The sequence below is a fragment of the Mucilaginibacter litoreus genome, assembly GCF_042676805.1.
In the GTDB taxonomy this organism is placed as follows: domain Bacteria; phylum Bacteroidota; class Bacteroidia; order Sphingobacteriales; family Sphingobacteriaceae; genus Mucilaginibacter; species Mucilaginibacter litoreus.
In genome coordinates, this window is record NZ_JBHTHZ010000003.1 from 405,171 (window position 1) to 419,607 (window position 14,437).

The following is a 14,437-nucleotide window of genomic DNA, read 5'->3' on the forward strand; positions in this document are numbered from 1 at the left end:
TCGCTATACACTATAAACTAAAATGCTATGTTTGTGCTTTATGCGAAGCACTGTAAAACAACAGGAAACTATTGATTATTTTTTGAAAATAGTTTGGCAAACAGTTGCCAATCGTTATAATCAATTAGTTACCGAATTTGGCATTACACAATCTATCGGATATCTGTTAATTAATATCGACGAGGAAGGCACTACGGTTTCGCAGGCAGCGGCACTGCTTGGCTTAAAGTCCACCAGCCTTTCGCGTATGCTTAACCAGTTAGAGCAAACTGGCCTTATTTACCGGGCATCAAACCAGGGGGATAAGCGCTCAGTAAAAATTTACCTCACCGATTTGGGCAAAGAAAAGCGCCAGCTTGCTAAAAATGTGGTAAAGCAATTCAATAGTTACCTTAATGCACACATTAGTGATGCCGATAAGCAGTATTTGATTGATATGCTAAAAAAAATAAATCAGCTTACCGTAAACTATAAGCCCTGATTTTTCCGTTATAACCTGCCTGCAATTGTTAAAAAGTGTTAACCTGCTGTTTTTGCGATATAAAACAATAAATTTGCCGTTTAAATAAATGAACCGGGTACTGGTGATATTACTTTTGCTTACTGCTTGTTTCGCATCATGCAAAAAAGGTTATGATGCTTTGGAGGAAGTGCGCATACAGGCAGATAAGGATGACAAGATCATACAGGATTATATTGCTGCCAACCCGGCCATTGGCGATGTAAAGCAGGTAGATAGCGCAGGTGTTGCTACCGGTATTTACTACGTAGTATTAGCGCCTGGCGAGGGCAGTACAATATATACTAATTCAACAAGTATCACTATTGATTTTACCGCACGGATACTTACTACCGGTGAGGTATTTTTTAAAAGCAATAACTTTCATCCATCTTATACTCTGGGTGCAGTTTTAAGGGCTTGGAAGTTGGCCATCCCGCAAATAAAAAAGGGGGGCAAAATAAGGATATTGTCACCATCGCGTTATGCGTATGGCCCTTATGATCAACCGGAAATTGGGCTGCCAAAAAATTCGGTAGTAGATTTTGAGATAGAATTATTAGATGTAACGAACTGATTTTAAATGAAACATAAATTATTTACTTTTTTACTAATAGCAGTAACCGGCTTAGTTGCCTGTAATAAAGACCATGACAACCAACCGGACATCAGGGAGTTTGACGAACAGCAGATACAAAACTACATTAAGACCAATAATTTAACCGGCTTTATACAGGATACCAATAAAAATGGTGGTGCTTTAACTGGCATGTACTATAAAATTATTAACCAGGGTAGGGGCGACTCTTTAACATACGCTGATACGGTATCTATTGTTTATAGTATCAAATCAGTAGACGGTAAGTATAACTTAACCGATACGATAATTAATCACGATCATAATTACCTGGGTCGTTTAGATTATGTAAATCCAACTACCGGCACCTATCTTCCGCAAGGGTTAAAGCTCGCGGTGCATGATATCCTTAAGTATAAAGGCAGCAGCATGCGTGTGATTATACCCTCGCACCTGGCTTATGGCGTAAATGGATATGGCACGGGTAGTATAACCAACACAAATACACGTGTAGCAGGTAACCAGAGCCTTGATTGCTATATTAACGTAGTAGGTGACCGGGATGAATATGATGATTTTGTTATCAGAGATTACATGTCCAGAAATAACTTAAGCGGATATACGAAAGACCCGATGGGGTACTATTATAAAGTGTTAACTCAACCTACAGGTACTATTGGTGATGTAAAAGAGTTTTCAAAAGTAGCGCTTACTTATGTAGGTTCACTTTTGAACGGTACTGAGTTTGATAATGGCAATAAAACAACATCAACAACCTTTACGCCTTATTCGGTAGTACCAGGAATGAAAGATGCCCTTATGAAACATTGTGCAAAAGGAACCTCAATATCACTATTCTTTCCTTCCTCTATATCTTATAACACTTCTGCAAGTTCGGTGCCTGCAAACTCAATACTTAGGTTTGAATTGCAGGTAAGCGATGTTACACAACCATAACTATCTGTTTAAGGCTTTTTTAAAATCTTTTAAACAGCGTTCGCGAGCGAATTTATGATCGATAATGGGTTTTGGATACTTGCTGAAATCGGCATATTCCGGAACCCATTTTTTTACATATTCCATCTTTGGGTCAAACCGTTTCAACTGGCTGTCGGGGTTAAATATCCTGAAGTAAGGGGCCGCATCGGTACCGCTGCCCGCTGCCCACTGCCATCCGCCCACGTTGCTGGCCATTTCATAATCCAACAACTTACGTGCAAAATAACGTTCGCCCCAGCGCCAGTCTATCAGCAGGTCTTTGCTTAAAAAACTGGCTGTGATCATTCGTACACGATTATGCATAAAACCGGTAGCATTCAGCTCGCGCATACCGGCATCAACCAGCGGAAAGCCAGTTTCGCCCTTACACCAGGCATCAAATTGCACTTCATCGTTTATCCATTCTATTCTATCGTATTCAGGGCGGAACGCATGGTTAGCCGTATGTGGAAAATGGTAAAGTATCATGGAGTAAAACTCCCGCCAGATCAGCTCGTTCAACCAGGTCTTGTCGGGTGCTTTATTTGCATCGGCCGCACATTGCCTAATGCTAACTGTGCCAAAACGCAAATGCACCCCAACGTGAGATGTGCCTTTAACAGCAGGGTAATTGCGCGTGTTGCTATAATTATCAATAACACGCTGATAGTTTATGTCGGGAAGTTGAAGGTCACTTTTTTCAAAACCTATTTCTTTTAAAGCAGGTATGGCAGGTGCTTTAAATTTCAATAAATTAACCAAATACTTTTCTGTTTGATAGCTTTTAAGGTAAAATGGTTTCAGTTTCTGATACCATTTGTTTTTGTATGGGGTGTAAACAGTATAAGGTTTGCCATCATCCTTAACCACCTCGTTAGTATCAAATATTACCTGGTCTTTAAAGGTTTTAAATTCAATATGATGATCGGTCAAAAGGTTTTTTACTGCTTCATCACGTTCTTTTGCATAAGGCTCATAATCCTGGTTGGTATAAACAGCTTTAATTTTATATTGCTTTAATAGTTTTACCCAGGCATCTAAAGGTTTATCATAAACGGCCAGCAAGCTGCTCTTATACTTTTGCAGTTGCCTATCAATATCAACCAGTGCATTATGTATAAAAGTTAACCGGGCATCATTAGCATCTTCCAACTTCTCCAAAATGTTTTTATCAAAAATAAAAAAAGGCAATACCGCATTGCTGCTTTTAAGGGCATGGTAAAAGCCTGCATTATCATTCAGTCGAAGGTCTCGGCGAAACCAAAAAATACTGATAGGGATATTTTTATCCATAAATTTCTTTTAGTGCAGCAGTAATATCTGCGTATTTGAATTGATAGCCTGTTTCTTCAATTTTTTTTGCCGAGGCTTTGGTACTGCTTAAAATAACTGATGCCATTTCGCCAAACAACAGTTTTATTAAAAAAGCGGGAACATTGGGTGCCCATAAGGGCCTGTTTAATTGCCCGGCTATAGCTTTTGTAAGTTGCTTGTTAGTTGCTGGCTGCGGCGCGCACATATTATATACACCAGAAAGTTGCTCATTTTGCAATGCAAAAAGATACATTTCACTTACATCCTGATGATGTATCCAGGGTATCCATTGTTTGCCGTTCCCCAATGGCGAACCAACCCCCAATTTAACAGGCAAGGCAAGTTGCGGTAATGCACCGCCATTTTTGGTAAGTACCACACCGGTTCTGAATTTTACAATCCTGCAGCCAAAAGCCCTGCCTTCATCAACTGCATTCTCCCATTCTATACAGCAATTAGCAATAAAATCATTGGCTGGGTGGCTATCTTCAAAAAGCAGTTCATCACCCCGGTCGCTGTAATAGCCTATTCCGGAAGCTGATAAGACTGTTTTTATTTGATTTGGTTTTTGGTTCATTAACTTATAGATAAGTCGTATTGATTCAGTGCGACTTTCAATGATTAGTTTTTTTCTTTCCCGGGTCCATCGTTTATCGGCAATACCAGCACCAGCCAAATGGATAATGGTATCTGTATCATGAATACAGTTTTCATCTATGATGCCTTTTTCAATATCCCATAAATAAGTTTTTACTCCCGGGGTTTTGCCAGGTTTTCGGCTTAAATGACTTACAGCATGCCCGGTTTTAAGCAGCAGGCTTGTCAGTTCCTGTCCTAAAAGGCCCGATCCGCCAGTAATTAAAATTTTTTTTTTCATGCTGTCTGCATTTTTTTCTGTGATGTGTTTACACCGACCTGGATATGTAAAAACGCTTTTTTTAATAAAATAACAAAGATTTTTTTACCATGAAAGCAACAACACATACTTCGTCATGTTTCAAAAAAATACTCTTTAATAAAAAAAATGTTAACTGTGAATAAAATAAACAAAAACAATTGTATCAATTATGAAGTATATACGTACATAACTTAAAGAGAGGAGATTTTAGTGCAATGTTACTTACAAAAACGTTTCAAACAATTTTACTTTGTTCTTTCATTTTTATCGCTTTATCTGTAATGACTTATGCGATGTATTGCAAGTACCGGTCAAAATCGTTTCTTGGTTCTGGCCGTATTACAGATATACAAACGTGGGCTATAAAAGCCAACGTAAGCTGGGCTATATCCGTTGTATTAACAGTGGTTGTAGTGCTGATAACTATAGCAAAGTAAAAAATCAGGTTTTATTTAACCCGTTATAAAAGGCATAGGAAACTATGCCTTTTGCTTTTAATGCTGATTTAAGTGCGGCTTATAAGTATTTGTTTTAATACAGGCACTTAATTCATGCAAGATGTTGTATAAGCCAAAATTAGTTCGGTTTACATATATGAAATGTTTAACACCCCTGGCTTGTTTAAATTCCGGCATTTTAGAAACTTTTTCGCCAAAGCCAAACAGGTCATCAAAAAAGGTTTTATTGCTGAAATCAAATGTATCTGTTAAATAAGGTTTGGCAAATAAACTGATCATTTGCTTGTACATACTATGATAAAATTCAATTTGTTGAGGTGTATCATTTGGTAATATCATCTCCAGTTTACGGAAAGCCCTGATAGTAGCTTCCTTATCGTCAAACAAATTGCTTGATGTAAGCGCAAAAAAGGGATAATAAAAATCGTCAGGCATTACTTTAATGCAACCAAAATCAATTACACCTAATTTACCATCCGGGGTGATCAGGAAATTGCCGGGATGTGGATCGGCATGCACAGCCCTGAGTTCGTGCTGCTGGTAGTTATAAAAATCCCACAGGGCCTGTCCTATACGGTTGCGCGATTCCTGGGAAGGGTTGCCGGCTAAGTATTCTTTAAGGTGTACGCCTTCCAGCCAATCCATTGTGATAATACGTTTGCTTGATAAATCAGGGTAATATCCCGGAAATACCACATCTGCAAGTACCTTACACGCAATTGAAAACTCGATAGACCGGCGCACCTCCAACTCATAATCTGTTTCCTCAAGCAGGCGTTCCTCCACTTCTTTCATGTAAACATCCAGCTCCTTTTCGCTCATGCCAAGCATCCTGAAAGCAAAAGGCTTAACCAGTTTCAGGTCTGATGATATGGAGTCGCCCACACCTGGGTATTGAATTTTTACTGCCAATTTTTTACCATTCAGTTCGGCTTGGTGAACCTGGCCTATAGATGCTGCATTGGTAGAGCGGATATTGAATTTATCATATATCTGATCGGGCGTTTTGCCAAAATATTTTTTAAATGTTTGTACAATAAGGGGGCCAGATAAAGGTGGCGCATTGTATTGAGATTGTGTAAATTTATCAACGTAAGCTTGTGGAAGCAGGTTTTTATCCATGCTAAGCATTTGTGCTACTTTTAAAGCACTGCCTTTTAATTCGCTTAATGATTTATAAATATCGGTAGCGTTATCTTCGTTCAGTTCGCTGCGGTCCAGATCAGGGTTAAAAAGCTTTTTTGAATAATGTTTAATATAGTTGCCACCTATCTTGAACCCGGTTTTTACAAATTTGGCGCTACGCTCAACTTTGCTGGTAGGGATACTGTTTTGCTCTTTCGATGTGTTATCGCTCATGCTTGAGTTTGTTCAAATAATTCAGCCAGCCTGCCGGGAGTAACCTTGGTATAGTCATTTATAACCATATCTGCAAGTTTGGCAATAACGGCAGCCGGATGGCTTGTAGTGATGCCTGCAACCTTCATACCCGCACTGCGGCCGGCCCTTAAACCCGCAAGCGAGTCTTCAAAAACCACGCATTGATTTGGATTGGCATTGAGCTTATTCGCAGCCTTTAAAAATATTTGCGGCGAAGGCTTTGGCTCGTTTACCATATTTCCTGTAATTAAGGCGTCAAAGTATTGTTTAATAGGTATGCCTTCAAAAATGAAATCTATATCACTCTGATTGGATGAAGTAGCCAAAGCTATTTTAAAACCGTTTGACTTTAATTGAGCTAAAACATTTTCAAGCCCGTTTATCGGTTTAAGGTAGGGTTTAAAAGCCTGTTCATATAAGGATTGTTTCTCTTCTGATAACTGCCTTATAAATTGATCCTTTACCTGGCTGCCAAAAAACTTTTTTATGGTGTAAGCTACAGGTACACCGCTTATTTCGTCAAGATAAGTTTTATGGGTAAGACCGGGCAGATTGTGCAATTCAAACATCTGCTGCCAAGCCTTAAAATGATAGGGGGTATTGTTTATAAGGGTGCCATCCATATCAAAGATGGCAGCAGGTTTATAAGCTTCCAAATCCCATTTTTTGTTTTATGCCACCATTTTTTGCCAAAAATTTCCCATACTCAAACAAGTTGTCTATAGGTGAGCGTTCAAACAGATCAAAAGTTACATTAACGCCTTTTTCAATAGCTTCATCTGTTTTTTCAAACCCCGCCGAGTCATCATTTATCCAGAAATTAAGCACAAAGCCAAATTGGATCCAAAGGGCGTCCTTATAACGTTTACTAAAAAATTTACGATCGCTTAGCTCTCCCGACTCCAAGCCCTGGTTTAAAATATCAACAGCAAACTCATCAAACACTTGTTTAGCCGGCTCAAGCACCTTAGGAGTGCCCAGCCCACGATGTTTACCCAGGCTATAAACCACAAAGCTGCGGCTACCCTTCAGCAGTTCAAAAAAACTGTAAAAGAACGACAAAGCCTTTTCCCGCGAAGTATATTGCAACCATATTTCCTGCGCGCGTACCTCGTTAAGTGTGGTATTAATCAAATCCGTCCATACGCTTTGTTCTACGGCATCAAACGATCCAAAAAAACGGTAAAACTCATCCTCAGCCATTTTATTTTTTTTGGCGAAAACGTAAACAGATTTAGGCTGGTACCCTTCTGTTAGAACGTAATCGATGTAGGCTTTTCTGATACTTTCGGTAGTTGCCATTTTTTTTAGATTTTATATTAATGTAAAATTACACACTGTGATGCAGATAATTATCAACTTTGTGTTATAAAACTAACGGTAGTATAAATGTTTTAGTTTTATGGTAAGTGCTTAATTTAAGTTTATATGCGATAATTTTTGGATACTTATAACTATAGATACAGAAGTGCAAAATTGTCTTTAATGTTGGCATGATGTCAAAATCACGCTGCGAGCACACGGGTAAGATAAATAATTAGCATTTTTGTAATTAATCTAAATTAGGATTAGATTAGGTGTTCATATATGAATGAAAAAATTATACTGGTTTGGTTTAGAAATGACCTGCGCATACACGATAACGAAATATTATCTGAAGCTGTGCGACGGGCTGATAAAGTTTTACCTGTATATATTTTTGATCCATTTTACTTTAAATCTGATGCTCCTTCCGGAGCTAAAACCGGTAATTTTCGTGCACGCTTCCAGATTGAATCTGTTGCCAACCTACGGGAGAACCTGCGCAAATTAAATGCTGAACTAATTATTCGCATTGGCGATCCTGCTGAAGTGTTGGTTAAACTCGCAGAAGAATATCATATAAGTGAAGTATATCATCACAGGGAGGTTGCTCCTGATGAAACCGGCATATCTGAAAAGGTTGAAGAAGCACTATGGAAAATGAAGCTGAATTTAAGACACTTTATTGGACATACTTTATACCATAAAGAGGATTTGCCTTTCCCGATAAAAGATATACCCGATAGCTTTGTTACTTTTAAAAAGAAAGTTGAGCGTGACAGTACTGTAAGGCCTGTTGTGCCTACTCCTCAGCATGTTTTAATCCCTGAGATTACAGATCCCGGTGAGTTGCCCACTTTATCAGCGCTGAATATAGCAGAACCTGTTGACGACGCACGTGCGGGAGTAAAAATAACCGGGGGAGAAACGGCAGCTTTAGAGCGGTTACAACAATATCTTTCTAACAATGTCACTAAAAACCAACCTAATTCATCAGGGCTTGGCCCATGGCTGGCAATAGGGTGTATTTCTCCGCGTCAGGTTTACTGGGAGGTGTTTAATCATCAAAAGGAGCATCATTTACAAAATGCTGACCCATTGATGCTTGAGCTTTTATGGCGCGATTATTTCAGGTTTATGTTCAAAAAACATGGCCGGCAATTTTTTCAGTCGGAAGGTTTTGGCACCGCTCCGGATCTTGCAGCCAACCAGGACGAGTTGTTTGAGCAATGGAAAAGCGGGCATACAGGCGAGCCCTTTATTGATGCGGCTATGCATCAGCTAAACGCAACTGGATATATCAGTAATTACAGCAGACAGGCGGTAGCGGCTTTTTTAACAAAAGACCTCCAGGTAGATTGGACGAGGGGTGCTTTATACTTTGAACAAAAGCTGATAGATTACTCGCCCGCAAGTAACTGGGGTAACTGGGCCTTTATTGCAGGTGTAGGTAACGATACTAAAAGCAATCGCTTTTTTAACGCGTCAAAATCGGCCCAGTCAGACAATGACTATATCAATACCTGGCTGCCAACAGTTGATGATACCCATCCACTCTAGCAACCAGATATACCTGAGTATTTTTACTCTATACCGTCCTCTTTAAGCCTGTTCAGTAATTCGTCAAGATCTACCTCGGCAAATGAGGTTGACGAATCTGAAATACCATAAGGAATAATCAGTTTATTATTGTGCACTATTGAACCGCATGAGTATAAAACGTTTGGCACATAGCCTTCGCGTTCGTCGCTGTTGGGTACAAGCAGCGGCTCTTTAAGGCGGCCAATTTCTACAGTGGGATCATCAAGTTTAAGTAAGCTGGCACCTAAAACGTAACGGCGCATCGGGCCCACGCCGTGAGTTATAACTATCCAGCCTTCCTTAGTTTCTATTGGCGAACCACAGTTACCTATTTGTACAAACTCCCAGGTAAATTTAGGCTGCTGCAGCAGATCGGGCTTTTCCCAGATGTTGATTTTATCTGAGTACATGATGTAGTTGTTACAACCATCAATACGAGATATCATTGCATACCTGCCGTTTATCTTACGCGGAAATAGCGCCAGGTTTTTGTTTTGCGCGCCCGCCCCGTATAATGGCATTATTTTGAAGTTGTAAAAATCCGTAGTCTGCAGTAGTTTAGGCATAATCAACGATCCATCATATGCTGTGTAAGTAGCATAATATACAGATGTACCATCATCATGTGTAAACTTAACAAAGCGGGCATCTTCAATACCTTTACGCTCATACTCAGAAATAGGGAAGATCACCCTGTCTGAAATATCTGTGTCCATCGAGAACACGATCTCGTAGTAAGAGTCGGCCAGCCATAAAACCTTATCATACTCTAAACGCATCATATCGTTTTCCTGCAGCTTTTGCGACTCTATAATGATACGACGCAGGTTCGCATATTCAAAATGATGATCAAGCTTGGCCTCAAGCTCATTTAATACATTAATATCTATTTGTGTTATAGCCGCTTTTTCTAAAAAGAGCTTTTTATTGTAAACCGCGTTACGCACAATTTCGGCTTCGTCTATATAACTGCCGGCAGGTTGTACGGTGATCTGGTTATCTTTATCTATCATAGCGCGCCTGAAAGTGATAGATGAGATGTGGCCCTCGCCCACCGCCCTGAAACTGATGATCACACGCCGTTGCCCTTCTTCCATTTCGCTCTGGTCGGGGTCTTCAACTATAGAGGGATTAAAAAATGCTGCCGACTCAATTGAATACTCATGGGTGAAGTAGGAGCCGATAAGCAATTTCCTGTAAACGGTTAACGAATCAAAATCAATTCCAAGGTCTACAAACAATGGTTTTAATTTGCTGCAGTGACGGTTTAATACGCGTGTAATATTACGGTGCCTTTTAGAATATTCCTGCAATAACGGTGAAATGATGCCAAATGCACTTTCTTCGCTAATGCTCATTACCCTTTGTATAACTTCCTTAGCACGGTCATTCCCATTAAAAAAGAATCTTGCAATTACTCGTTTCGGATCCGGATTTACTCTTATTGGTTTTCGTTCTACAGAAAGTCTCATATTTTAAATAAATGCATTTACCCTCAATAACACAAGCCTTACTAAATTGATTTAAGCAATTTAACAAAGCTGTAATTAATAGTGTGAATTTTACAGTTATGAGCGTATTGCTAAAGTAAATTAGTACAAACCGGTTGTTTTACGGTGAATTAAAGCATACTGTTTCTTTTTATCAGATAAGTTTTTAAGATATCATTATACCCTTTATCAATATCGGCATCAATTAATTGAATATTATATTGGGCGCACTTAAGCATCAGGTGGTAACGATACTGTTCTATTGCTTCCTGATAGCTCTCACGCACTTTGCCCGGATGAATACGCACTTCGGCGCCGGTTTCCATATCTATAAAGTGATGCGGTTTATTATCAAAGTTAAAATTCCGTTCTTTTTGGCTGTCGCTAACATTAAATATGATTACTTCATGCTTGCGATATTTTAAGTGTTGTATGGCAGCAAATAATGCCTGTGTTTTTTCGGCGCTGATACTGTTCTCCAGCATATCGCTGAATATAATTATCATTGATCGCTGATGTATCTCATTAGCCAGGTGATGCAATACAGGGCTAATACTGGTAGTAGTGTTCTGCCTGTGTGAATTATAAGCCTTCTCCAGTTCTGCATACAAATAAAACAAATGAGCAGATGTTGAGCGTGCAGGGCTTAACCAGTCAAGCTTATCAGAAAACAGGCATAAACCAAAAGCGTCACGCTGCCTTTTAAATAAATACATCAGCGAGGCAATAGCATAAACAGAAAATTGCAGTTTACTTGTACCCGCTACCGGGAAGTTCATAGATGATGAAGTATCCAGCAATAAATAACAGCGCAGGTTGGTTTCCTCTTCAAACTGTTTCACAAAAAGCTTATCTGTACGGGCCAGCAATTTCCAATCGATATTTTTTACCGATTCTCCGTTGTTATAAAGGCGGTGCTCTGCAAATTCTACAGAAAAGCCATGGAACGGGCTTTGGTGCAGGCCGGTAATAAAACCTTCAACCACTTGCCGGGCAAGCAGTTCCAGGTTGGCCAGTTGACGTATATGCTGATCGTTACTGAGTTGGGGCATAAGCCGGTTTCGCTTATAAACGTTTGCTTTAAATGCTTACTGCAGCATTTAAAAACGGGTATAAATAGCAGCCTGAACTACGTGGTTAAGTACATAAGCTTCGGCTTGTTTAATATATTGGTTAAGATAACCAAACTCTATATCTGCTTTTTTATGCAGGCGATATCCTAAGGCAACATAAGCGCGGTTCTGGTCAAAAAAATGGGTATTTACTTTTTTCTTGTTATGCACGTTTAAAAAAACTTCGTTTTGCAGGCCAATGTAAGCCCCTTTGTTAAATACCGAATCTTTTTTAAACGGTACTACTGCACGTGCAAAATAGCGGAAGCGCTGGGCAAAGTAATGGTCGTTTTTGTTAGTGGTATTACCTAAAAAACGTTGCTCTAACCTAAAGCGGTGTTGCAGTGTTGTGGTTTTGGATAGTTTCTGATTTATTATCAATTGTTCCCATATACGGCTTTCGGGCCTGAATGTTTTTTCGCCGGTGGCAGTGCGGCCATTTGCAGTTATATAGGCGTATCCTAAAGCCGCCATTTTATTGCCATCAAAATAATAATTTACAGAAGGGCGAAGCAGAATGTTCTGTAAGTAATCGAGCTGATCTGCTGAGCGAAATTGTGCGTCGAAAGACATGCCCCATTTTGGAGAGAAGCGCTGAGTATGAAACAATGCTGCCCAACCCGAAATACGGTTCTCCTGGGCTAATAACTTAAATGGTGTTAAAAGGGCAATAAGTAAAATTAGCTGAACTGACTTTTTCATAGGGGGATAAATAATGTGTACGGGCGAAGATAAAAAACTATGAGAAGTATCAAAAGGTATATATCTCTGTTTGGGTGTGAAATGCAAGAAAAGTATCATTAATAAAAAGGGTGCAAACGCACCCTTTTTATTAATGATTAGGCATTACCCTTGTTATCTTTACACTATCAGGAGACGTAAGCATTAACGGTACTTTTTCAACCGTAACAAAGCTAAGATCCAGCCCGAAGTTCCGTTCTTCTGAAAGGCTGATTTTTTTTAGTTGTACGTAAATAAACATGATAAACTTTTCATAGAACGACAGGTTATGCGAACGGGATAAAACTTTCTCTATCACCACAAAGCGGAAGTCGCCGACAATTTTATGTTTATTTAATGATTTATACTTGCTGGTAATATCAATTTCGCCATTTTTAACCAGGTCTTCCACTACCTTGCGGAAAAGCAGGTTGATCTGTTGCTCAACCCTGAACCCGAGTTTAAAATCTATACGTATTAATTTCCCAGGTACCAGGACGTCAACCTCGTATTCGCGTTTGTAAGGTTCATCCACTACATCTACGTGTACCAGCCAGTAAACATCTGCCCGTTTTGGTTGCTTTTGAAGTATAGAATAGATGATCTTTGATTCTATCTCCGAATTAAAATTAGCGCTGGTTAAATAAACCAGTTGCGAAGCATATTTGGGTACGCTTTCGTCCTCGCTTAATTCTTTTATAATGTTGTAGTAATCGTCTATCTCTATAAACTTAACATACCTGTTCTTAATTTTGCGGGCGGTGTGCCAGGTCCACATTATAACAAACAAAACCAGGCCTATAGAAAGCGTAAACCAGCCGCCATGAACAAATTTTACAAGATTACCAAGTAAAAAGGTACCTTCAATAAGTAGGTAAATAATAAAAAACGCACCAATAATATACGCAGGCAATTTTCTGCGCTGCAAAAATTTACTAACCAATATGGTAGTCATCAGCATGGCAACAGTTATACTTAACCCGTAAGCCGCTTCCATTTTACTGGAGTGCTGAAACAGCAATACAACGCCTATACAACCCGCGCAAAGCAGCCAGTTGATGCTGGGTACGTATAATTGGCCCTTTTGCTCAGATGGATAGTTGATTTTAACCTTAGGCCAAAGGTTAAGCCTGACAGCCTCGGCAATCAATGTGAATGACCCTGATATAAGCGCCTGGCTGGCAATAATAGCGGCAATGGTTGCAATGCCTATTCCGTATATCAGAAACCAGTCGGGCATTATCCTATAGAAAGGGTTATTGGTACTCAGGTCTATCACTTTCCCTTCGCGCTGCAACAGCCACACGGCCTGGCCAAGATAGTTAAGAACCAAACAGGTTTTTACATAAATCCAACTAATGCGGATATTATCACGGCCGCAATGCCCAAGGTCTGAATACAGCGCCTCGGCACCTGTTGTACACAAAAAAACCGCGCCTAATATCATAAAGGCATCATAGGTATCTGATGTAAGCAGCTCAAAGGCATAGTAAGGGTTAAGCGCTTTAATAACCATTGGCATCTGCACAATGTATGATATTCCTAAAACGCCCATCATGGTAAACCATATAAACATCAACGGCCCAAAGGCCTTACCAACCAGCGAGGTGCCAAACTGCTGAATGATAAAAAGTATGGCTATTATAATAATTACAATTTGAACAGTTGGCAGGTTAGGGTAGTAAACCGTTAAGCCTTCAATTGCTGATGATATGGTAATTGGCGGTGTAATGATACCATCTGCCAGCAGGGCGCAGCCACCTACAACGGCCGGGACAATAAGCCAGCGGGCTTTGCGGCGTACTAAAGAAAAAAGCGAGAATATGCCACCCTCACCTTTGTTATCTGCCCGTAGGGTGATCACCACATACTTAAGCGTTGTTTGTAAGGTAAGTGTCCAAAAAATGAGGGACACCCCACCCAGTACCAATGCTTGAGAAAGAGGTTGTGAATTTGATGAATGTTCTAAACCAACGATGGCTTTAAACACATACAATGGCGATGTACCTATATCACCGTAGATTATTCCTAAACTAATAAGTAGCCCAGCGGCCGATAGTTTTTGCAGATCTTTATGACTTGACACTATATTTTATAAAATACGGTACAAAACTATTAAAAAAACTAT

General features: G+C 39.7%; 14 protein-coding genes. 5 read left to right on the forward strand and 9 right to left on the reverse strand.

Annotation, left to right across the window (positions count from 1 at the left end; genetic code table 11):
• Positions 1-40 precede the first annotated feature (40 nt).
• From ACFQZX_RS07760 to ACFQZX_RS07770, 3 genes are all read left to right on the forward strand, one after another.
• On the forward strand, positions 41-481 hold the full coding sequence (locus ACFQZX_RS07760; RefSeq protein ID WP_377113390.1) for a MarR family winged helix-turn-helix transcriptional regulator: 441 nt from the start codon (positions 41-43) through the stop codon (positions 479-481).
• A gap of 88 nt (positions 482-569) precedes the next feature.
• Entirely contained in the window at positions 570-1,076 is a 507-nt protein-coding gene (locus tag ACFQZX_RS07765; RefSeq protein WP_377113392.1) for an FKBP-type peptidyl-prolyl cis-trans isomerase, read from the forward strand.
• Positions 1,077-1,082: 6 nt separating this feature from the next.
• On the forward strand, positions 1,083-2,033 hold the full coding sequence (locus ACFQZX_RS07770) for an FKBP-type peptidyl-prolyl cis-trans isomerase (protein ID WP_377113394.1): 951 nt from the start codon (positions 1,083-1,085) through the stop codon (positions 2,031-2,033).
• Here the strand turns inward: ACFQZX_RS07770 and ACFQZX_RS07775 are convergent, their stop codons facing one another.
• Together ACFQZX_RS07775 and ACFQZX_RS07780 are read right to left on the reverse strand one after the other, a co-directional pair.
• Positions 2,034-3,347, reverse strand: coding sequence for a cryptochrome/photolyase family protein (locus ACFQZX_RS07775; protein WP_377113397.1), 1,314 nt, complete (start codon positions 3,345-3,347; stop codon positions 2,034-2,036). It abuts the gene before it with no gap.
• Positions 3,340-4,245 carry a TIGR01777 family oxidoreductase gene (locus ACFQZX_RS07780; protein ID WP_377113399.1) on the reverse strand — a complete coding sequence of 302 codons (906 nt, stop codon included), beginning with the start codon at positions 4,243-4,245 and terminating at the stop codon, positions 3,340-3,342. Before ACFQZX_RS07780 ends, ACFQZX_RS07775 begins: the two co-directional genes overlap by 8 nt.
• A gap of 236 nt (positions 4,246-4,481) precedes the next feature.
• On the opposite strand from ACFQZX_RS07780, the gene ACFQZX_RS07785 reads away from it, so the two are divergent.
• Positions 4,482-4,703, forward strand: a complete 222-nt coding sequence (locus tag ACFQZX_RS07785) for a hypothetical protein (RefSeq protein ID WP_377113401.1) — start codon at positions 4,482-4,484, stop codon at positions 4,701-4,703.
• Positions 4,704-4,760: 57 nt separating this feature from the next.
• On the opposite strand, the gene ACFQZX_RS07790 is transcribed toward ACFQZX_RS07785, so the two are convergent.
• From ACFQZX_RS07790 to ACFQZX_RS07800, 3 genes are read right to left on the reverse strand one after another with little or no spacing between them, the layout of a single operon-like run.
• Positions 4,761-6,083, reverse strand: coding sequence for an ABC1 kinase family protein (locus tag ACFQZX_RS07790; protein ID WP_377113403.1), 1,323 nt, complete (start codon positions 6,081-6,083; stop codon positions 4,761-4,763).
• Positions 6,080-6,760: an HAD family hydrolase gene (locus ACFQZX_RS07795; protein WP_377113405.1), complete on the reverse strand. Its 681-nt coding sequence runs from the start codon at positions 6,758-6,760 to the stop codon at positions 6,080-6,082. Before ACFQZX_RS07795 ends, ACFQZX_RS07790 begins: the two co-directional genes overlap by 4 nt.
• Positions 6,747-7,406 carry a TetR family transcriptional regulator C-terminal domain-containing protein gene (locus ACFQZX_RS07800; RefSeq protein WP_377113408.1) on the reverse strand — a complete coding sequence of 220 codons (660 nt, stop codon included), beginning with the start codon at positions 7,404-7,406 and terminating at the stop codon, positions 6,747-6,749. Before ACFQZX_RS07800 ends, ACFQZX_RS07795 begins: the two co-directional genes overlap by 14 nt.
• Before the next feature lie 285 nt (positions 7,407-7,691).
• Between ACFQZX_RS07800 and ACFQZX_RS07805 the strand changes: the two genes are divergently transcribed.
• Positions 7,692-8,966, forward strand: a complete 1,275-nt coding sequence (locus ACFQZX_RS07805) for a DASH family cryptochrome (protein WP_377113411.1) — start codon at positions 7,692-7,694, stop codon at positions 8,964-8,966.
• Positions 8,967-8,989: 23 nt separating this feature from the next.
• Here the strand turns inward: ACFQZX_RS07805 and ACFQZX_RS07810 are convergent, their stop codons facing one another.
• From ACFQZX_RS07810 to ACFQZX_RS07825, 4 genes are all read right to left on the reverse strand, one after another.
• Positions 8,990-10,459: a glycoside hydrolase family 130 protein gene (locus tag ACFQZX_RS07810; RefSeq protein ID WP_377113412.1), complete on the reverse strand. Its 1,470-nt coding sequence runs from the start codon at positions 10,457-10,459 to the stop codon at positions 8,990-8,992.
• 149 nt (positions 10,460-10,608) lie between these two features.
• Entirely contained in the window at positions 10,609-11,529 is a 921-nt protein-coding gene (locus ACFQZX_RS07815) for a DUF58 domain-containing protein (RefSeq protein ID WP_377113415.1), read from the reverse strand.
• Positions 11,530-11,577: 48 nt separating this feature from the next.
• On the reverse strand, positions 11,578-12,291 hold the full coding sequence (locus tag ACFQZX_RS07820) for a DUF2490 domain-containing protein (protein WP_377113417.1): 714 nt from the start codon (positions 12,289-12,291) through the stop codon (positions 11,578-11,580).
• 130 nt (positions 12,292-12,421) lie between these two features.
• Complete coding sequence (locus ACFQZX_RS07825; RefSeq protein ID WP_377113419.1) at positions 12,422-14,395, reverse strand: KUP/HAK/KT family potassium transporter; 1,974 nt, start codon at positions 14,393-14,395, stop codon at positions 12,422-12,424.
• Between the last annotated feature and the right edge of the window lie 42 nt (positions 14,396-14,437).

Coding starts and splice junctions, on each gene's coding strand:
- ACFQZX_RS07770 (WP_377113394.1), top strand. CDS start 1,083: ATGAAACATAAATTATTTACTTTTTTACTAATAGCAGTAACCGGCTTA.
- ACFQZX_RS07760 (WP_377113390.1), top strand. CDS start 41: ATGCGAAGCACTGTAAAACAACAGGAAACTATTGATTATTTTTTGAAA.
- ACFQZX_RS07765 (WP_377113392.1), top strand. CDS start 570: ATGAACCGGGTACTGGTGATATTACTTTTGCTTACTGCTTGTTTCGCA.
- ACFQZX_RS07820 (WP_377113417.1), bottom strand. CDS start 12,291: ATGAAAAAGTCAGTTCAGCTAATTTTACTTATTGCCCTTTTAACACCA.
- ACFQZX_RS07780 (WP_377113399.1), bottom strand. CDS start 4,245: ATGAAAAAAAAAATTTTAATTACTGGCGGATCGGGCCTTTTAGGACAG.
- ACFQZX_RS07790 (WP_377113403.1), bottom strand. CDS start 6,083: ATGAGCGATAACACATCGAAAGAGCAAAACAGTATCCCTACCAGCAAA.
- ACFQZX_RS07785 (WP_377113401.1), top strand. CDS start 4,482: ATGTTACTTACAAAAACGTTTCAAACAATTTTACTTTGTTCTTTCATT.
- ACFQZX_RS07805 (WP_377113411.1), top strand. CDS start 7,692: ATGAATGAAAAAATTATACTGGTTTGGTTTAGAAATGACCTGCGCATA.
- ACFQZX_RS07815 (WP_377113415.1), bottom strand. CDS start 11,529: ATGCCCCAACTCAGTAACGATCAGCATATACGTCAACTGGCCAACCTG.
- ACFQZX_RS07810 (WP_377113412.1), bottom strand. CDS start 10,459: ATGAGACTTTCTGTAGAACGAAAACCAATAAGAGTAAATCCGGATCCG.
- ACFQZX_RS07775 (WP_377113397.1), bottom strand. CDS start 3,347: ATGGATAAAAATATCCCTATCAGTATTTTTTGGTTTCGCCGAGACCTT.
- ACFQZX_RS07800 (WP_377113408.1), bottom strand. CDS start 7,406: ATGGCAACTACCGAAAGTATCAGAAAAGCCTACATCGATTACGTTCTA.